At 62.9% G+C, this 17,441-nt stretch carries 18 protein-coding genes and 3 pseudogenes; 13 read left to right on the top strand and 8 right to left on the bottom strand.

Annotated elements, in window-relative coordinates; translation table 11 throughout:
* Positions 1–6: 6 nt before the first annotated feature.
* The 4 genes from PM2_RS02275 to PM2_RS02260 all read right to left on the bottom strand — a co-directional run bounded on the left by PM2_RS02275 (position 7) and on the right by PM2_RS02260 (position 2,623).
* A complete protein-coding gene (locus tag PM2_RS02275; RefSeq protein ID WP_019099834.1) occupies positions 7–1,059 on the bottom strand; it encodes a DUF1615 domain-containing protein in 1,053 nt (350 codons plus the stop codon).
* Positions 1,060–1,193: 134 nt separating this feature from the next.
* Complete coding sequence (locus tag PM2_RS02270) at positions 1,194–1,913, bottom strand: thioesterase II family protein (RefSeq protein WP_028699947.1); 720 nt, start codon at positions 1,911–1,913, stop codon at positions 1,194–1,196.
* Positions 1,910–2,131: an MbtH family protein gene (locus tag PM2_RS02265; RefSeq protein ID WP_016711157.1), complete on the bottom strand. Its 222-nt coding sequence runs from the start codon at positions 2,129–2,131 to the stop codon at positions 1,910–1,912. Before PM2_RS02265 ends, PM2_RS02270 begins: the two co-directional genes overlap by 4 nt.
* A 90-nt stretch (positions 2,132–2,221) precedes the next feature.
* Complete coding sequence (locus PM2_RS02260) at positions 2,222–2,623, bottom strand: hypothetical protein (RefSeq protein WP_028699948.1); 402 nt, start codon at positions 2,621–2,623, stop codon at positions 2,222–2,224.
* A 211-nt stretch (positions 2,624–2,834) separates the two neighbouring features.
* On the opposite strand from PM2_RS02260, the gene purU reads away from it, so the two are divergent.
* The 10 genes and pseudogenes from purU to PM2_RS29645 form a co-directional block, all read left to right on the top strand.
* Complete coding sequence (gene purU / locus PM2_RS02250) at positions 2,835–3,701, top strand: formyltetrahydrofolate deformylase (RefSeq protein ID WP_016711159.1); 867 nt, start codon at positions 2,835–2,837, stop codon at positions 3,699–3,701.
* Positions 3,698–4,609: a bifunctional methylenetetrahydrofolate dehydrogenase/methenyltetrahydrofolate cyclohydrolase FolD gene (gene folD / locus PM2_RS02245; protein WP_016711160.1), complete on the top strand. Its 912-nt coding sequence runs from the start codon at positions 3,698–3,700 to the stop codon at positions 4,607–4,609. The genes purU and folD overlap by 4 nt, the downstream gene beginning before the upstream one ends.
* The gene (locus tag PM2_RS02240; protein WP_028699950.1) at positions 4,591–5,832 is read left to right on the top strand and encodes an FAD-dependent oxidoreductase; all 1,242 of its coding nucleotides are present in this window, start codon (positions 4,591–4,593) and stop codon (positions 5,830–5,832) included. The genes folD and PM2_RS02240 overlap by 19 nt, the downstream gene beginning before the upstream one ends.
* Before the next feature lie 12 nt (positions 5,833–5,844).
* Complete coding sequence (locus PM2_RS02235; RefSeq protein ID WP_028699951.1) at positions 5,845–6,147, top strand: sarcosine oxidase subunit delta; 303 nt, start codon at positions 5,845–5,847, stop codon at positions 6,145–6,147.
* The gene (locus PM2_RS02230; protein ID WP_028699952.1) at positions 6,144–9,047 is read left to right on the top strand and encodes a 2Fe-2S iron-sulfur cluster-binding protein; all 2,904 of its coding nucleotides are present in this window, start codon (positions 6,144–6,146) and stop codon (positions 9,045–9,047) included. Before PM2_RS02235 ends, PM2_RS02230 begins: the two co-directional genes overlap by 4 nt.
* A gap of 3 nt (positions 9,048–9,050) precedes the next feature.
* The gene (locus tag PM2_RS02225) at positions 9,051–9,656 is read left to right on the top strand and encodes an aminomethyltransferase family protein (protein WP_016711164.1); all 606 of its coding nucleotides are present in this window, start codon (positions 9,051–9,053) and stop codon (positions 9,654–9,656) included.
* A 115-nt stretch (positions 9,657–9,771) separates the two neighbouring features.
* The gene (locus PM2_RS02220; RefSeq protein ID WP_016711165.1) at positions 9,772–10,194 is read left to right on the top strand and encodes a nuclear transport factor 2 family protein; all 423 of its coding nucleotides are present in this window, start codon (positions 9,772–9,774) and stop codon (positions 10,192–10,194) included.
* Positions 10,191–10,277, top strand: a pseudogene (locus PM2_RS30635) (SDR family NAD(P)-dependent oxidoreductase); the annotation flags it as partial. The gene PM2_RS02220 and the pseudogene PM2_RS30635, both read left to right, overlap by 4 nt.
* 21 nt (positions 10,278–10,298) lie before the next feature.
* Positions 10,299–10,529, top strand: a pseudogene (locus tag PM2_RS31765) (FAD-dependent oxidoreductase); the annotation flags it as partial.
* Positions 10,530–10,668: 139 nt separating this feature from the next.
* A pseudogene (locus PM2_RS29645) lies at positions 10,669–11,145 on the top strand (DUF1365 domain-containing protein); the annotation flags it as partial.
* A gap of 123 nt (positions 11,146–11,268) precedes the next feature.
* Here the strand turns inward: PM2_RS29645 and PM2_RS02205 are convergent.
* Positions 11,269–12,153, bottom strand: a complete 885-nt coding sequence (locus tag PM2_RS02205) for a LysR family transcriptional regulator (protein WP_033723881.1) — start codon at positions 12,151–12,153, stop codon at positions 11,269–11,271.
* Between the two features lie 146 nt (positions 12,154–12,299).
* Here PM2_RS02205 and PM2_RS02200 point away from each other — a divergent pair, with 146 nt between their 5' ends.
* Positions 12,300–13,319, top strand: a complete 1,020-nt coding sequence (locus PM2_RS02200; RefSeq protein WP_016711170.1) for an alpha/beta hydrolase — start codon at positions 12,300–12,302, stop codon at positions 13,317–13,319.
* A gap of 40 nt (positions 13,320–13,359) precedes the next feature.
* Here the strand turns inward: PM2_RS02200 and PM2_RS02195 are convergent, their stop codons facing one another.
* Positions 13,360–13,746, bottom strand: a complete 387-nt coding sequence (locus tag PM2_RS02195; protein WP_070087245.1) for a hypothetical protein — start codon at positions 13,744–13,746, stop codon at positions 13,360–13,362.
* Entirely contained in the window at positions 13,733–14,797 is a 1,065-nt protein-coding gene (locus tag PM2_RS02190; protein ID WP_028699955.1) for a polymorphic toxin type 44 domain-containing protein, read from the bottom strand. Before PM2_RS02190 ends, PM2_RS02195 begins: the two co-directional genes overlap by 14 nt.
* 227 nt (positions 14,798–15,024) lie before the next feature.
* Here PM2_RS02190 and PM2_RS02185 point away from each other — a divergent pair, with 227 nt between their 5' ends.
* Complete coding sequence (locus tag PM2_RS02185) at positions 15,025–15,747, top strand: pirin family protein (RefSeq protein ID WP_019099488.1); 723 nt, start codon at positions 15,025–15,027, stop codon at positions 15,745–15,747.
* Positions 15,748–15,799: 52 nt separating this feature from the next.
* On the opposite strand, the gene PM2_RS02180 is transcribed toward PM2_RS02185, so the two are convergent.
* On the bottom strand, positions 15,800–16,093 hold the full coding sequence (locus PM2_RS02180; protein ID WP_019099489.1) for a DUF1330 domain-containing protein: 294 nt from the start codon (positions 16,091–16,093) through the stop codon (positions 15,800–15,802).
* 78 nt (positions 16,094–16,171) lie between these two features.
* Between PM2_RS02180 and ribBA the strand changes: the two genes are divergently transcribed.
* Positions 16,172–17,293: a bifunctional 3,4-dihydroxy-2-butanone-4-phosphate synthase/GTP cyclohydrolase II gene (gene ribBA, locus PM2_RS02175; protein ID WP_016711175.1), complete on the top strand. Its 1,122-nt coding sequence runs from the start codon at positions 16,172–16,174 to the stop codon at positions 17,291–17,293.
* Positions 17,294–17,441 lie beyond the last annotated feature (148 nt).

Genomic DNA, 17,441 nt, shown 5'->3' with positions numbered 1-17,441 from the left:
TACCGGCTACCGCTTCATGCACCGCTGGTAGCGCTCATCCACCCGCCCGGCAAACCACGCCGTGGTCAGCTTTCGGGTGATCTTCGGGCTCTTCAGCTCGATCCCCGGCAGCACCGCCCGTGGCACCGGCTTGCCAGCCTTGGCATCTGCCAAGGCAAACACCCCGCTGTACAGCTTGCCGTCCTCGAACGCCAAACTGTCGCCCTCCTCCAGCTGGCTGCGAATCTGCGGGTTGCGCAGCCCCAGCTTCCCGCCCAGCTTGCGCGCGGCCAGTTCGGTGGCCCCGGGCATGATCGCACCCGGCGCAATCAGGTCGCCATCCAAGGCAAGCGTCACACCAGTCGCCTTGTTCAGTGCGGCCTGGAATGCGGCGTTGCGGCTGGCGTACCAACCAGCATTGAAATCGGCAAAGCGGTACAGCTGGCGCTCGTAGTTGACCGGGTAGCCCAACAGGTGGGCAATACCGAAGTACATGCCGCCGCGCCGGCTGAATACCTCCTGGCGAATGCTGCCATCGTGGCTGTAGGGGTAACCCTGCGCATGCTTTTCGGCAAAGTCGATGCTGACCTGCATCGGCCCGCCGGTGTGCACCGGATTGAGCCCGTCCAGCAAGGTCTTGCCCAGTGGCACGCGGGCTATCACTTCGTCGTACAACGCGCTCAGCTGCTTCTCGCTGCGCACCGCCTGCAAGCGCTGCTGGTAGCTCTGGCCGTTGCCCGAAGGCGTCTTCAGCGCACCGTCAACCAACAGCCTGGGGATATGCAGACGTGCCGCACGGCGGTCGATTTCCTCGCGGGCGATCCGCCCCAGGTTGGGTACCTGCGGGTCGGCGCTGAAAGTGGATTCCTGTTCAGTCACGGCCAGCACCGCGCACAGGTTGCTTTTGCTTGGGGTAATGCGCTGGGTTTCGAACGCCACCTGAATGTCCCTGGCCCAGCCCTCGCGGTCCTTGGTCTGGGCCGGCAATAGCCGCAACAGTTGCGCACGGACCTTGGCCGGGTCCGCCTCGGGTGCTTCGTCACGGTGCCCGACGCAGCCTTGCAGCAGCGCCAACGCCATCAACCCGACAGCCAGTAACCGGCCGTTCAGGGCTGTTCACCGACCAGCAGTGCGGCCTTGTGTGGATCGATCAGCATTGTCTGCCCCTTGCCTGGAAAAAGGCCTAGCCTCCCTCAGGCAAGAGGTGACGTCAATCAGGCAGACAGCCGAAGCGGCTGCAATGATCCGGTCAGCGCATCGAGCACGGCGTCTTCGTGCTCATGGATGAAGAAGTGGCCACCCGGGAACATCTGCAGCGAGAAGTCACCCTGGGTTTCCTTGCGCCAGGCCTGCAACTGCTCTTCGCTGGCCCGATCGTCCACGCCGCCCAGCACGTGCAGCGGGCACTGCAGGGCCGGCCGCTGACGGTAGGCGTAAGTGCCACAGAGCAGAAAATCCGCGCGCAAGGTCGGCAAGGTCAGGCTCATCAGTTCGGCGTTGGCCAGCACTTCTTCAGGCGTGCCCTGAAGCTCGCGCAACTCGCTGATCAGCTCGGCGTCGCTTTTGGGCTCGCGCCAGTCTTTGCCATCGTAATCCTCGCGCCGGGTTGGCGCTGCGGTACCGCAGGCAAACAATGCCAGTGGTGACGGGCAGCCCAGCGCCTGCAGTTCATGGGCCAGCTCGAAGGCCAGCAACGCCCCCAGGCTATGGCCGAGCAACGCATAGGGCCCATTGGCCGCCAGGCGTTGCTCGGCGGCCAGTTGCCGGGCCAGCGCCTGCATGTCGGTGTGCAACGGCTCGGCCATGCGTGCGCCACGCCCGGGCAGCTCTACCGGGCGCACCTGCAGCCACGCCGGCAGCTTGCGCCGCCAGCGGCTGTAGACCATGGCGCTGGCCCCAGAATACGGCAGGCACAGCAGGTTCAGTGCGGTCACTGGGCGGCGGCTTCGGCCATTTTCTGGCGCAGGCTCAGTGGGCGCATGTCGGTCCAGACCTCATCGATATAGGCCAGGCATTCCTTCTTCAGGCCGCTCTTGCCCACGGCACGCCAACCGTTGGGGATGGCCTTGTAGTCGGGCCAGATCGAGTATTGCTCTTCGTGGTTGACCACTACCTGGAACTGGATATCGTCGCGGTCGAATACGGAAGTCATTGCCTGTCTCCTTGAATGATGAATGCCGCTATGCGCGTGGCGCAGGGGGGCTTTCAAGTAGACGTAACCGGCCGCTGAAAAATTAACGTTTCAGGCATCACGCAACAGGTCGTGTGCATCGAGCAGGCGGAACGCCACCTGCGGATTGCGCTCCAGCCCGCGCCGGATGGCCGCCGGGATCGATTGCCGGGTCCTGCGGCACAATCCTGGCTGGTCATCCAGCTCGATGACAATGCCGCGCATGGTGCGCACTTCGTTGAACCCGGGGGCGATGTGCACGCGGATGCCGAGATTGTCGTACATCCGTTGCTGCAGGCGTTGCAGGTCCTCAAGGTCCTTGAGGTTTTCCAGGCGTTCGAGCAGGCGTTTCTCTTCCTGACGGGTCAGTAGCAGGATGCGTTGTGCGGCCTGCGGATGCTCGCCCAGATGTTCGCGGCCGCAGTCGCAGGCACCAGGGGGGCATGGTTGGCGCAAGGGGGGTAGTGTGGTCATGGTGCAAGCATAGCCCTACAAAGCGCCCTCAAAAAACTTTCCTGTCAGGATAAAAAATTTCACAAACCCCCTAGACCGACACCCCTCACTTCGCCTATAAATCGCCTGAAGGAAATTTATATTCCTATCAAGAAACACCCTTCGCCTGCTCGCGAAGCTTCTTTTGCCCTTGTGCCCGATCTGCCCCACCCCCTCACGAGGCCTATCCGACATGCACCCCGCTCCCGATCACTTCATCCTGCGCGTCAGTTGCCCGGCCGTGTCCGGCATCGTCGCTGCGGTGACCACCTACCTGGCCGAGCACGGTTGCTACATCAGCGAGATGGCGCAGTTCGACGACGAGGACAATGGGCGCTTTTTCATGCGCGCAGTGTTCCGCTACAACACCGGTACCACAGGAGACACACCGCAGTTGGAGGCGGGCTTTGCCGACGTGGCCCAACGCTTCGACATGCAGTGGAGCCTGCACAGCAGCGCCCGGCCGATGCGCGTGCTGCTGATGGTGAGCAAGTTCGACCACTGCCTGTCCGACCTGCTGTACCGGCATGCCAAGGGCGAGCTCGACATGCAGATCACCGCCGTGGTGTCCAACCACCTGGACCTGCGCCCCATGGCAGAGCGCCAGGGCATCCGCTTCGTCTACCTGCCCGTTACCAAGGAAACCAAGGCCGAACAGGAAGCCGCACTGTTGCGCATTGTCGAAGACACCGGCACTGAGCTCGTGGTGCTGGCGCGCTACATGCAAATTCTGTCCGACGACCTGTGCCGCCAACTGTCAGGCCGGGCGATCAACATCCATCACTCGTTCCTGCCCGGCTTCAAAGGTGCCAAGCCCTACCACCAGGCCTACCAGCGCGGGGTCAAGCTGATCGGCGCCACCGCCCACTACGTGACCAGCGACCTGGACGAAGGCCCGATCATCGAGCAGGAAGTGCAGCGCGTGGACCACGCCTATGCCCCGGACGACCTGGTGGCCATCGGCCGCGACACCGAAACCATTGCCCTGTCCCGCGCGGTGAAGTACCACCTTGAGCACCGGGTGTTCCTTAACCACGACCGCACGGTGATCTTCAAATGAACGCCATTCCCAGCGTCAAGCTGATCGACGGCAAGGCCACTGCCGCGCGTGTACTGGCCGAGGTGTGCGAGCAGGTGCAGGAGCTGCGTCAGGGCGGCGTGCAACCGGGCTTGGCTGTGGTGCTGGTGGGCGCCGATGCCGCCAGCCAGGTGTACGTGCGCAATAAAGTGCTGCGCGCCGACGAAGTAGGCATCCGCTCGCTGGAGCATCGCCTGCCCGCCGACACCACCCAGGGCGAACTGCTGACCCTGATCGATCGCCTGAACCGCGATACCGAGGTGAACGGCATCCTCGTGCAACTGCCGCTGCCCGCGCACATCGACGCGCACCGCGTGCTGCAGGCCATCAACCCGCTGAAAGACGTGGACGGTTTCCACAGCGAAAACGTCGGTGGCCTGGCCCAGGGCCGCGATGTGCTCACCCCGTGCACACCCAGCGGCTGCATGCGACTGCTGCGTGACACCTGTGGCGAACTGCGCGGCAAGCACGCGGTGGTGGTGGGCCGCTCGAACATCGTCGGCAAACCCATGGCTGCCCTGCTGCTGCAGGCCGACTGCACAGTGACGGTGGTGCATTCGCGCAGCCACGACCTGCCGGCGCTGTGCCGCCAGGCCGACATTCTGGTGGCAGCCGTAGGCAAACCGCGCTTGATCGGTGCCGACTGGCTGAAACCAGGCGCAGTGGTGATCGACGTCGGTATCAACCGCATCGATGAAGGCGGCCACAGCCGCCTGGTCGGCGATGTCGACTTCGCTGCCGCCCTGCCCCAGGTGGCCGGCATTACCCCGGTGCCCGGTGGCGTCGGCCCGATGACCATCGCCTATTTGATGAAAAACACCCTGCTCGCCCTCGACCTGCAGCAACAGGCCGCCCACCAGGAGCGCACCGTATGCCTTTCGCCCTGCTGAAATACGGCCTGAGCGCCGACTACCCGGTGGAGGTCGACCTGCCGCCACCGTGCGAACTCAAACCAGGCTATGACGTGGTGATCATCGGCGGCGGCGGCCACGGCCTGGCCATCGCCTACTACCTGGCCAAGTATCACGGCATCACCAATGTCGCCGTGCTGGAAAAGGCCTACCTGGGCGGCGGCAATACCGCGCGCAACACGGCGGTAATCCGCTCCAATTACCTCACCAGCGAGGGCGTGCGCTTTTATGCAGAATCGGTGCGCATGTTCCAGAACCTGTCGAACGAGCTCGACTTCAACATCATGTATTCCGAGCGCGGCCAGCTCACCCTGGCGCACACCGACGCTACCGTGCGCGCCTTCCGCCAGCGCGCCGAGGTCAACAAGCACTTCGGCGGTCGTACCGAAATGATCGACCGCCAACAGATTCGTGAACTGGTGCCCAGCCTCAACCTCGACCCCGGTCACTTGCCGGTGCTGGCGGGCCTATGGCACATCGACGGCGCAACCGCACGCCACGACGCGGTGGCCTGGGGCTACGCCAAGCAGGCGGCCAAGCGCGGCGTGGAAATCCACCAGTTGACCGAAGTACAGGACCTGCTGATTCGCAATGGCCGCATCGAAGCGGTGAAGACCAACCGTGGCACCGTGCAGTGCGGCTGCGTGGTCCAGGCCGTGGCCGGCGCCAGCTCGCTGTTGATGGCCAAGGCCGGCATCCGCGCACCGATCCACACCTACCCGTTGCAAGCCATGGTCACCCAGCCCTTCAAGCCGTTCCTCGACCCGCTGGTCAGTTCGTCGGCGCTGCATTGTTATGTACAGCAGACCAGCCGTGGCGAGATCGTCTTCGGCGGTGGCTCCGACCCGTACCCGCTGTACAACACCCGCTCCACCCTCGACCTCAAGGAAAGCCTGCTGGCCCACGCCATCGAGATGTTCCCGTTCATGGCCAACGCCAAGCTGATGCGCCAGTGGGCCGGGATGACCGACATGACCCCGGACTACAGCCCGATCATGGGCCTGTCGCCGGTCGACAACTACTACCTGGACGCCGGTTGGGGCACCTGGGGTTTCAAGGCCACGCCCATCTGCGGCAAGACCATGGCCGAGCTTGTCGCCAGCGGCGGCAAAGTACCCGAAATGATCGCGCCCTTCGCCCTGGAGCGCTTCAGCCGCTTCCAGCAAGTGAACGAAATGGGCGCCACGGCGGCCAGCCATTAGGAGCACACGACGATGAAGATCCTGACCTGCCCCTTGAACGGCCCGCGCAACATCAGCGAGTTCACCTACGGCGGCGAGTTCAAGCACATGCCCGACCCGGCCAGTTGCAGCGATGCCGAGTGGGCCGACTATGTGTTCAACACCGACAACCTGGCCGGGGTGGTGACCGAGTGGTGGCTGCACAACGCCTCCAGCTACTGGTTCCTGGCCGAGCGTCACACAGTAAGCGACCAGGTGCTGCGCACCTTCGACCCGAAAGCACTGTTCGACCGTCGCGTCGACTTCACCCCCGCCACCCCGGAGGTTGCCGGATGAACAGCCACACTCGCCTCCCCGCGCCCATGGGCCTGCTGATCGACCGCGAGCGGCCCGTGCGCTTCCAGTTCGACGGCCAGGCCTGCGAGGGCTTTGCCGGTGACACCATTGCCAGCGCCCTGCTCGGCAATGGCCGCTGGCTGCTGTCGCGCTCGTTCAAATACCATCGCCCACGCGGCCCGCTGAGCATGGCCGGGCAGGATGCCAACACGTTGGTGCAGTTGCCTGAAGAACCCAACGTACTGGCCGACCTGGAGGCCGTCCGCGAAGGCCAGGTGATCGAAGGGCAGAACTTCAACGGCAGCCTGCAGCATGACCGCGACGCCTACCTGGGCAAGTTCTCGCGCTTCATGCCGGTGGGCTTCTACTACCGCTCGTTCTACAAGCCCAAGGGCATGTGGAAAGTGTGGGAGCCGCTGATCCGCAAGAAAGCCGGCCTGGGTGTGCTCGACCTCGGCTTCAAGCCGCAGTATTACGACAAAGCCTATCTGTTCGTTGACGTGGCCGTTATCGGCGCCGGCCCTGCTGGCCTGCGTGCGGCCCTGGACGCAGCCAACGCCGGGGCCAAAGTGCTGCTGATCGAACAACAACCGGTGCTTGGCGGCTCGCTCACCTACGCCCGCTTCGACATCGCCGGCACCCGCGCCGCCAGCCTGCGTCTAGAGCTGCTGGCCGCCGTCGAGGGCCACCCGAACATCCAGGTGCTGCTGGAGGCTACCTGCAACGGCTGGTTCACCGACAACTACCTGCCGATAATCCAGCACAAGCGTCTGTACAAGGTGCGCGCCACCCGTTGCCTGGTGGCAGCCGGCTCGTTCGACCAGCCGGTGGTGTTTCGCAACAACGACCTGCCGGGTGTGATGCTGACCAGCGCTGCCCAGCGGCTGATGAAGCTGTACGCGGTCAAGCCGGGCCAGCGCGCGGTCATCCTCACCGGCCACGATGACGGCTACCTCGCCGCCCTCGACCTGCAGGAGCAAGGCGTGGCCGTAGCCGCCGTGGTCGACATGCGCGCCGCGCCGGCCGATGCCGCACTGGCTGCCGAGCTGAAGCGCCGCGATATTCCCGTACACCTGGGCAGCACCGTGTATGAAGCCCTGCATGAAGCGGGCATGCGCCATGTCAGTGGCGTGGACATTCGCCCGATCACCGGCCAGGGCAAGGTCGGCCCGCACGGGCTGCGCCTGGCGTGCGACCTGCTGTGCATGTCGGCGGGCTACATGCCGGTATACCAGTTGCTGTGCCAAGCCGGTGGCAAGCTGGCCTATGACGTCAACCGCGACGAATTCGCCATCAGCCATTTGCCGGCCGGGCTGGATATCGCCGGCTCCGTGAACGGCCGCCACGCGCTGGCCAACGTGCTGGCCGATGCCACACGCGGGGCTGCCGACGCAGTGACAGCGCTGGGCCTGCAAGCACCAGCCCTGTCGGCGTTCGGCGCCGAAGCCAAGGTCAACTTCCCTTGGCCGATCTTCCCCCACCCCAAAGGCAAAGATTTCGTCGACTTCGACGAAGACCTGCAAGTGCGCGACATCGTCAACGCTACCCGCAGCGGCTACCGTGACGTGCAACTGGTCAAGCGTTTTTCCACGGTCGGCATGGGCCCTTCCCAGGGCCGCCACTCGGCGCTGCCCACGGCGCGCCTGGTGGCCCAGGCCACCGGCCGCAGCATCAGCGAGACCGGAGTGACTACCGCCCGCCCACCGTTCCAGGCAGAAAAGCTGGCACATGTCGCCGGCCGTGCCTTCGACCCCTATCGGCAAACGCCCATGCACCGCCGTCACCTGCAAGCCGGGGCGAAGATGATGCCGGCCGGTATCTGGCAGCGCCCGGCTTATTACGGCAAACCCGAAGACCGCGAGCGCTGCATGCAGGAAGAAGCCCGCCATGTGCGCGAGAAGGTCGGCCTGATCGACGTGTCCACACTGGGTGGCCTGGACGTACGCGGCCCGGACGCCGCCGAGCTGCTGGAACGCCTGTACACCTTCGGCTTTGCCAAACTGGCCATCGGTCGCACCCGCTACGCGCTGATGACCAACGAACACGGTGTGGTGATCGACGATGGCGTTTGTGCGCGCCTGGGCGAGCAGCACTTTTATGTCACCGCCACCACCAGCGGCGTCGACCGCATCTACCAGCAGATGCTGAAGTGGAATGCGCAGTGGCGCCTGGACGTGGACATCACCAACGTCACCGCCGCCCTGGCTGCCGTCAACCTGGCCGGGCCGCTATCGCGCCAGGTGCTGGCCAAGGTGTGTGACGATGTCGAGCTTTCGGCCGAGGCCTTCCCGTACCTGGGCGTACGGCAGGGCAAGGTGGCCGGCATCCCGGCGCGCATCCTGCGGGTCGGTTTCGTCGGTGAGCTGGGCTATGAAGTGCATGTGCCGGCGCGCCATGCCGAGCGCCTGTGGGACGCCCTGATGCAGGCCGGCGCGGGCCTGGGCATTCGCCCGTTTGGCGTCGAGACCCAACGCCTGCTACGCCTGGAAAAAGGCCATGTGATCATCAGCCAGGACACCGACGGCATGACCCACCCCGCAGAAATCGACATGCAGTGGGCCATTGGCCGCAAGAAGCCGTTCTTCGTCGGCAAGCGCTCCATCGAAATCCTCGAAGCACAGCCGCTCAAGCGCAAGCTGGTCGGCTTCACCCTGCCCAAAGGCAGCACGCAGCCGCTGGAGGGCCACTTGGTGCTGGACGGACCGGACATCAGCGGCAACGTCACCTCCTGCGAGTATTCGCAAACCCTGGGGCAGATCATCGGCCTGGCCTATGCCGGCGCCCACCAGGCCACCCCCGGCATGCACATCCCGATCCGCGTGGAGGGCGGCGCGATGGTGCATGCCAAGGTAGTGCAACTGCCGTTCCACGACCCCGACAACCTGCGCCAGGAGCTCTGAACCATGACCCGTTTGCAAGCCAAAGCGTTTATCCCTCGCAGCCCGCGGGCCGAGCTGTTGCACGCCTGCGCGTTGACCGACCTGACCGAGGTGGCGCGGGCCGGCTTTCGCGGCCTCGACAGCGCCGCCTACCTGCAACAACGTGGCTACCGATTACCGCAGCAGCCGAACCAGGCCGTGCGCCAGGACGACGGCGGCTGGGTAGCGCGTTTGTCACAGACCGAGTACCTGCTGCTGGGCAGCCTGGCTGACGAAGGCACGCGGGTGGCCGCCACAGAGGCCGAGTGGGCGCAGGATGCCCAACGTAACTACCTGCTGCCGCGCCAGGACAGCCATGCCTGGTTGCAGCTGTCGGGGGCGCATGGCAGTACGGTCATGGCCAAGTTGTGCGGAGTCGACCTGCGTTTGCAGGCATTTCCCATCGGTGCCGTGGCGCAAACCTCTGCGGCGCGGATCAATGTGATCGTGGTGAATGTGGGGAGTGATGAACAGCCGGCCTTGCAGTTGTTGTTCGATCGGGCGTCGTTAGCGTACTTCCGTGAGGCGGTGCTGGATGCGATGGATGAGTTCGATGGCGGGTTGGTCGAGTTGGGCGCATTACTGGGTTGATAGCAGTCTGACCCAGTAGCCCTGCAGAATTGTACGAAAATTTATTTTGTATAGCTTTACACAGCGACCTGCACTATACCTTGTACAACAACTTAGTTTTGTACAGGTATTGTGCATGTCCACCTACCTCCAGTACTTCGCCGAACGCTTTGCCACGCTCAATTCGCATAACCTCGACCTGTTGAACGACCTGTACAGCGAGGATGTCGCGTTCCGCGACCCACTGCACCAGCTTACTGGCCTTCGCGCATTGCGGGCCTACTTCGCCCAGCTGTACGCGAAGGTGCCTGACGTGCATTACCGGTTCGAAGGCACCGACGAACTGGCGCCGGGCCATGGCTACATCCGCTGGACCCTGCACTATCGCCACCCGCAGCTTGCCCGTGGACAACTGATCAGCCTGCAAGGTTGCAGCCACCTGCGCTGGCAGGAGCGGGTGCACTTTCACCAGGATTACTTCGATGCCGGCGCCCTGCTTTACGAGCATGTGCCCGTCATGGGCAGCGCGATTCGCTGGCTCAAAGGCAGGCTGGCATGAGCCGCTGCTGGCTCACCGGCGCCAGCAGCGGCATCGGCGCGGCACTGGCGTTGCACTTGCTGGAGCAAGGCCGCCATCTAGCGCGCCCCTCACAGGGCTGACCCATGCGCATCGCGATCATCGGCACCGGCATTGCCGGCCTCACCTGCGCCCACCTGCTGTCACGCCGAAACGAGGTCACGGTGTTCGAGGCAGCGCAGCGGGTTGGCGGGCATACCCATACCGTGGATATGCACTGGCAGGGCCAACACTATGCCGTCGATACCGGCTTCATCGTGTTCAACGACTGGACCTACCCGCACTTCATCCGCCTGCTCACGCATACAGCCTGGCCGCGTTGGCGGCACAGGCCCGCCAGCACGAACTGCAAGGACCATTGCACAGCTATTACTGCGGCGCTTACTGGGCCAACGGCTTTCACGAAGACGGTGTGCTGAGCGCGCTGAACGTGGCCCGGCATTTTGGAGAGCAGCTGTGAACAGCAGCCTGTGCCATGGGTGGGTCAGCCACAAGCGCCTGAGCCCGAGGCCGCATGCGTTTCGCTACCGGATCGGCATACTCTACCTGGACCTGAACGAACAACAGCAGTTGACGAACCTGTGCCGCTGGCTTGGGCCCTCACGGCTGGCCCCCCTGTGCTGGCGCGAAACCGACTACCTGCCAGCGCTGACCCGCCAAGGTAAGCCCTTGGCCGAAGCCGCCCGGCAACTGGTCGGCCAAGCGATTGGCCAGGTGCCCGAAGGCGCCGTGCACCTGCTTACCCAACCGCGCTGCTGGGGGTTGTCCTTCAACCCGGTGAGCACCTACTTCTGTCATGACCGACAGGGCCAGCTGATAGCCGTGCTGCTGGAGGTACGCAACACCCCATGGCGTGAACGCTTCCACTATGTGCTCCCCGTGGACGGCGACCTGGCCCGGGCATTTTCCGTGGCCAAGGCTTTCCATTCCAGCGCTTGTGGGAGTTCTACCTGTGCTATTGCCAGGGCGGTTTCGAGGAGCGGACCATCGGCGTGGCTCAATTGCTCTGGGCCGCACCGCAGGCGCGTCGGGCACCGCTGCTGGACCGGTGCAAGCCTACAGCTGCACCAGCCGCTCACGCAGAAAATCGACAAAGCCCTGTACCGGCCGGGCCACCTGACGGTGTTGCGGATACACCGCCGATAGCTGCAATGCCGGCGGCGTCCAGTCCTCAAGCACACTCACCAGCCGCCCCGCCGCCAACGCCTGCCCCACAATGAAGGTCGGCAGATACGTCACCCCCATCCCGGCGATGGCTGCATCCCGGAGCAACTCACCGTTGTTCGCACGCATCCGCCCTGCCACCTGAATCGCCTGAGCCTTGCCGCCCTGGCGGAACTGCCACTGCACCTGACGCGAATGCCCATAAGGCAGGCAGTCATGCCCTGCCAGTTCGTCCGGTGCTGTCGGCACGCCCCGCGCTCGCAGGTAATCCGGGCTCGCGCAGTACACCCGCTCGACACGGGCAATACGCCGTGCAATCAGGCTGGAATCCTCCAGCGCGCCAATGCGCAGTGCCAGGTCGTAACCCTCGCCGATCAGGTCTACGGCCCGGTCACTCAGGTCTACCTCCACATCCACCTGAGGGTGCAATTGCAGGAACTCGGTCAGCAGGCAACCCAGGTGTGCCATGGCAAATGACAGTGGCGCGCTCAGGCGCAAGGTGCCGCGCAAGGCCTGGGCCTGGCCGCTGATGTCGTGCTCCACCTGCTGCACTTCACCCAGCAAACGCAGCGCCGACTGGTAGTAGTGCTGGCCTAGCGGCGTGGCGTCCAGGCGCCGGGTGGAGCGGTTGAGCAGGCGCACGCCAAGACGCTCTTCAAGCTGCATCAGGCGCCGGCTGACCGATTGCTTGGACATCCCCAGGCGATCGGCGGCGGCGGTGAAACTGCCGGCTTCCATGACCTGGGCAAAAATGCGCATGTCTTCGTAGGGGTTCATTGTCTCGCTCATAGTGACAGTCAAACGCTTTATAGCGGCTTTTTCCCGCGAATGCATCTGCCTAATCTACGCACAAGTCGCAGCGATGGCCCGGCAGGCCAGGCAAGACGCCCATTACCAACACTTGCATAGAAAAGGATTCGCTCATGAACATTGTCCACAAAGTCCTCACCGCTTCCCTTCTGACCCTGTCCGTCTCCAGCGCCTTCGCCGCTGGCAGCCCAGGTGTCGAGCAACACACCCTGGCCTTCCTCCAAGCCCTGGAACAAGGCGGTGGCAAGCCACTGGAGCAACTCAGCCCGAAAGACGCCCGCGCAGTGCTCAGCGGCGCCCAGGCTTCGGTCAAAGTCGACCTCTCCGGTATCGAGGTAAAAGAGCGCACCATTCAAGCCAACGGCGAGTCGATCAAGCTGCAAGTGGTACGCCCGGCCAACGTCAAGGGCGACCTGCCGGTGTTCATGTTCTTCCACGGCGGCGGCTGGGTGCTGGGCGACTTCCCGACCCACCAGCGGCTGATCCGCGACCTGGTGGTCGGCTCGGGTGCGGTAGCGGTCTACGTGGACTATGCCCCCTCGCCAGAAGCGCACTACCCGACGGCGATCAACCAGGCCTATGCCGCTACCCGCTGGGTGGCCGAGCATGGCAAGGAAATCGGCGTTGACGGCAAACGTCTGGCCGTAGCCGGCAACAGCGTGGGCGGTAACATGGCTGCGGTGGTAGCACTCAAGGCCAAAGAAGCCGGCACCCCTGCCCTGCGCTTCCAGTTGCTGCTGTGGCCGGTGACCGATGCCAGCTTCGAGACGGCATCGTACAAACAGTTTGCCGAAGGGCACTTCCTGACCACGCGGATGATGAAGTGGTTCTGGGACAACTACACCACCGATGCCAAGGCACGGAACCAGATCTACGCCTCGCCGCTGCGGGCCAGCAGTGAACAGCTGAAAGGGTTGCCGCCAGCACTGGTGCAGACCGCCGAATTCGATGTGCTGCGCGATGAAGGTGAGGCGTATGCCCGCAAGCTGAATGCGGCCGGCGTGACCGTGACTTCGGTGCGCTACAACGGGATGATTCATGACTATGGGCTGTTGAACCCGTTGAGCCAGGTGCCGGCGGTAAAGGCGGCGATGAGGCAGGCGGGTACCGAACTTAAAGAGCATCTGCAGTGAGTCGATAATCAAAAGACCCGCCTAGGCGGGTCTTTTGCTTCTATTGCGGAAATGGCCCGCAGGCTTCAATGAATCTGCCATCGGTGCGGCTATCTATGCCACCGTCCGCCCCGATGTAGATATCGATCCTGGGCCACTTGGGTTTGGCCCGAATGCAGTGCCACTTTCCACCGTTGTTCCAATCGAGCTGCATGAAAAATTGGTCGTTCGGGAAGATGTGGCCGGGGCCGCCGGTGGTTTCACCTGGGTAGATCTCACCTTTTGATATGTCGTGCTGAACATTCAAGATATAGCCAAGGCGACCCTGGCCTTTGTCAGAAAAATGAAAACTTACCCAGGGTGTGGCGACATACCAAAAGACGATTGGGGCGAGCATTATCGCAACCACCCAGCGCCAGAGATGCCGTTTCGGTTTAGTTGCAGACATGATCACGTACGCTACCTCCCCAGCTTGACAGTGGCAATGCTAATACCTCTTCCATGAGCACCTTTGCCGTAATCCCACCGTTTGGGTGCTGCGTATACAGTTTGATGCCAATACTGATGGAAACACGATCGCCTATATCATCCCAAGCCCGCATCCCGTCGATGTCTGCGTAGCGACGAGGCCCATCTTGTTCATCCCAATCTTGAACCTTCCGAATGCTGTCTGATGCAATCTGCTCAAGCCCGGCACCATCCAGAAGAACACTTTCTGAAAGGCCCCCCGCCCGCCCTACATAGCCATAGTGGATGTTCGACCAGATGTCGTAGTAGTAGTCGACTTCACCGTGTTTATGCCAAACCCTACCAAACCGGTGTGCGATCGCCACCTTGTGATCCCAGGGCCTGTTCTGACCAACCCTCTCTGTCCAAAGCGCCATCGCGGCAGCAGTGTTACCCACCATCATTGCTTGAAAGTCAGGCGGCAAAAGACGTGCATACCAAGGCAGCTTTTGAAATTTTGCATGTTCCTCTGTCGCGTCAAAGCTGGTTAGCTTCCGCATTTTCAGCACGGATGGATGTGTGATATTGCGATTCATTTCTCCGGCGATATAGCTGGCAACCTGCTCCATCATGTCAGAATGTTTGCACATTACAGGCTGCGCTTTTGCTTCTGACAGCGAAGCTTTCAAGGGGGAAGTGGAGTCGGCTTGACCTGACATGGGCGCCTGGCTTGCCTGCTGTGCCGCCGAGGGGGTTGCCGCTAAGCCTGGTCCTCCCATGGCCATGACACGGTTACTACCCTCTGAACAGCCACACTTGACCAGCGCCCCCTCTACCACCGCTGGTTTTCCTTCGATGTTGAAGAACGGGACGCCCTCAACAATGACGCCGGGCCTCTTGCAATTCGGGCACTCAGTGGTGATATCTCCCAGCCTCAGCGCCCGCTGGTTGTTCGCACGGTAGTGGGTGCTGCTGGCAATGCACACCGCACCGGTGGTGGTGAGGTCGCCATCGAGTGCCTGTCCTTTGCCGTGTATCGATACACGTGTCATAAGTAGCTCCCTGCATGGAAAGTCTGGAAGCTATCACCCACGCAATGGACGGGAACCGATCAGTCCCCAAAACAGAAATGTCCTACAAAAGGCCATGTCCGACTGTCACTTGTCACGAGACAGTAATTCAACACCAACACTATTTTTCCAACATTCAGGTGACAGTAAAGTTATCTCCATCAATAGCCCGCCAGCCCTCCCGGCCCCGGCTTTCAAGGAGAATCACCATGCTCACCCTACGCAACGCCCAAGACCGTGGCCTGGCCTTCCACGGCTGGCTGAAGTCCTTCCACACCTTCTCGTTCGGCCATTACCGCAACCCGGACGAGCAAGGTTTCTCCGACCTGCTGGTGATCAACGACGACCGCGTCATCGCTGGCAAGGGCTTTGGCCAACACCCTCACCGCGACATGGAAATTTTCAGCTACGTGCTGGAAGGCGCGTTGGAGCACAAGGACACGCTGGGTACCGGCTCGGTGATACGCCCGGGCGATGTGCAACTGATGAGCGCAGGCCACGGCGTGGCCCATAGTGAGTTCAACCACAGCCAGGCGCAGCCGGTGCACTTTCTGCAGATCTGGATCGTGCCGAACGTGCAAGGCGCAACACCGCGTTACCAGCAACAGCATTTCAGTGCGGAGGAAAAGCGCGGCAAGCTACGCCTGATCATCTCGCCGGACGGTGCCGAGGGGTCGTTGCAGGTCAGGCAGAATGCGCGGGTGTATGCCGGTTTGTTCGACGGCGACGAACGCGCCACGCTGACCTTGCCGGAAAACCGCCATGCCTATGTGCATGTGGCCCGGGGCAGCATCGAGCTCAATGGGCAACTGCTGAATGAAGGGGATGGCGTGCGGGTCAGGCAGGAACAGGTACTTGAGCTGGGCAATGGGGTAGATGCCGAGGTGCTGGTGTTTGACCTGCGTCCGCATGAATTGCCAGGTATGCCTTGAACCGAGTCAGCCCTTTCGCGGGTAAAACTGCGAAAGGGCCGACAAATGCAACTCAAGCCTCGAACCCCTCCACAATGATCACCTCGGCCTTGGCCACGCCCTGGCGATGGCTGCAGGCCTCCTGATACAGCTCCGACCGGTAGCACGCCACCGCCTGCTCGTACGAATCGAACTCGATCACCACGCTACGCTGAGGGGTATGCCGCCCTTCCATCGCCTCGCTGCGCCCGCCACGGGCCAGGAAGCGGCCGCCGAACGCCTTGAAGGCAGCCGGGGCGCGCTGAGTGTACTGCTGGTATTGCTCGGGGTCGGTCACGTCCACATGGGCGATCCAATAGGCCTTCATGCGCTGCTCTCCTGTTACGGCGATATTTGTGTATGATGGTATACCATAAAAATCACCCCACCACAGTGAGCGTGCAACATGGCTTTCAACACCATCGAGGAACTTCTCGAGGACTACCGGCAAGGCAAGATGGTCCTGCTGGTGGATGACGAGGACCGGGAAAACGAAGGCGACCTGCTGATCGCCGCCGAGCGTTGCGACGCCCAGGCCATCAATTTCATGGCCCGCGAAGCGCGTGGCCTGATCTGCCTCACCCTGACCGATGAACATTGCCAACGCCTGGGGCTGGAACAGATGGTGCCCGCCAACGGCAGCGTGTTCAGCACGGCGTTTACCGTGTCGATCGAAGCGGCCACTGGCGTCACTACCGGCATCTCCGCCGCCGACCGGGCACGCACCGTGGCCGCGGCCATGGCCCCTGACGCTCGCCCAGAAGACCTGGTGCAACCCGGCCACATTTTCCCCCTGCGCGCCCGCGAAGGCGGCGTGCTGACCCGTGCCGGCCACACCGAAGCCGGCTGCGACCTGGCCCGCCTGGCCGGCTTCAGCCCGGCCTCGGTGATTGTCGAAGTGCTCAACGACGACGGCACCATGGCCCGCCGCCCGGACCTTGAAGTGTTCGCCGCGCAGCATGGCATCAAGATCGGCACCATCGCCGACCTGATCCACTACCGCCTGAGCACCGAGCAGACCATCAAGCGCATCGGCGAACGCGAACTGCCGACCGTGCATGGCACCTTCCGCCTGGTCACCTATGAAGACCGCATCGAAGGCGGCGTGCACATGGCCATGGTCATGGGTGATATCCGCCGCGAGCAGCCGACCTTGGTGCGAGTGCATGTGATCGACCCGCTGCGCGACCTCGTAGGTGCCGAATACGCTGGGCCAGCCAACTGGACGTTATGGGCGGCCTTGCAGAAGGTGGCCGAGGAAGGGGCTGGTGTAGTGGTGATCCTGGCCAACCATGAATCCTCCCAAGCCCTGCTGGAGCGCGTGCCGCAGCTGACCCAGCCGTTGCGCCCTTATCAGCGCGGGCAATCGAAGGTGTACTCCGAAGTGGGCACCGGGGCACAGATTCTGCAGGACCTAGGCGTGGGCAAGCTTCGCCATCTGGGGCCTCCGCTGAAGTATGCCGGGCTGGCGGGGTATGAACTGGAGGTGGTGCAGAGCATTCCCTTCGAGCCCGGGATGCTCGGCTGAAAACACATAAGCATCTGATTTGGCGGGGCCCTGCGGGGCCCCGCAGCGTTTCTGAACGGGCGGAGTGATGGCCGGTCGCCTCATACCTCTTGCCAAAATTTTGGAATACCATAATATGATATCCCGTAGACCTTGAATCTGCAGGCCG

It is taken from the genome of Pseudomonas monteilii NBRC 103158 = DSM 14164, from assembly GCF_000730605.1.
GTDB classification, from domain to species: Bacteria; Pseudomonadota; Gammaproteobacteria; order Pseudomonadales; family Pseudomonadaceae; genus Aquipseudomonas; species Aquipseudomonas monteilii.
This window is presented reverse-complemented; position numbering and strand designations above follow the sequence as displayed.

Bases quoted from the DNA above. Each gene is read 5' to 3' on its own strand.
- PM2_RS02275 (WP_019099834.1), bottom strand. From the start codon at position 1,059: ATGGCGTTGGCGCTGCTGCAAGGCTGCGTCGGGCACCGTGACGAAGCA.
- PM2_RS02265 (WP_016711157.1), bottom strand. From the start codon at position 2,131: ATGACTTCCGTATTCGACCGCGACGATATCCAGTTCCAGGTAGTGGTC.
- PM2_RS02260 (WP_028699948.1), bottom strand. From the start codon at position 2,623: ATGACCACACTACCCCCCTTGCGCCAACCATGCCCCCCTGGTGCCTGC.
- purU (WP_016711159.1), top strand. From the start codon at position 2,835: ATGCACCCCGCTCCCGATCACTTCATCCTGCGCGTCAGTTGCCCGGCC.
- folD (WP_016711160.1), top strand. From the start codon at position 3,698: ATGAACGCCATTCCCAGCGTCAAGCTGATCGACGGCAAGGCCACTGCC.
- PM2_RS02240 (WP_028699950.1), top strand. From the start codon at position 4,591: ATGCCTTTCGCCCTGCTGAAATACGGCCTGAGCGCCGACTACCCGGTG.
- PM2_RS02235 (WP_028699951.1), top strand. From the start codon at position 5,845: ATGAAGATCCTGACCTGCCCCTTGAACGGCCCGCGCAACATCAGCGAG.
- PM2_RS02230 (WP_028699952.1), top strand. From the start codon at position 6,144: ATGAACAGCCACACTCGCCTCCCCGCGCCCATGGGCCTGCTGATCGAC.
- PM2_RS02225 (WP_016711164.1), top strand. From the start codon at position 9,051: ATGACCCGTTTGCAAGCCAAAGCGTTTATCCCTCGCAGCCCGCGGGCC.
- PM2_RS02220 (WP_016711165.1), top strand. From the start codon at position 9,772: ATGTCCACCTACCTCCAGTACTTCGCCGAACGCTTTGCCACGCTCAAT.
- PM2_RS02205 (WP_033723881.1), bottom strand. From the start codon at position 12,153: ATGAACCCCTACGAAGACATGCGCATTTTTGCCCAGGTCATGGAAGCC.
- PM2_RS02200 (WP_016711170.1), top strand. From the start codon at position 12,300: ATGAACATTGTCCACAAAGTCCTCACCGCTTCCCTTCTGACCCTGTCC.
- PM2_RS02195 (WP_070087245.1), bottom strand. From the start codon at position 13,746: ATGTCTGCAACTAAACCGAAACGGCATCTCTGGCGCTGGGTGGTTGCG.
- PM2_RS02190 (WP_028699955.1), bottom strand. From the start codon at position 14,797: ATGACACGTGTATCGATACACGGCAAAGGACAGGCACTCGATGGCGAC.
- PM2_RS02185 (WP_019099488.1), top strand. From the start codon at position 15,025: ATGCTCACCCTACGCAACGCCCAAGACCGTGGCCTGGCCTTCCACGGC.
- PM2_RS02180 (WP_019099489.1), bottom strand. From the start codon at position 16,093: ATGAAGGCCTATTGGATCGCCCATGTGGACGTGACCGACCCCGAGCAA.
- ribBA (WP_016711175.1), top strand. From the start codon at position 16,172: ATGGCTTTCAACACCATCGAGGAACTTCTCGAGGACTACCGGCAAGGC.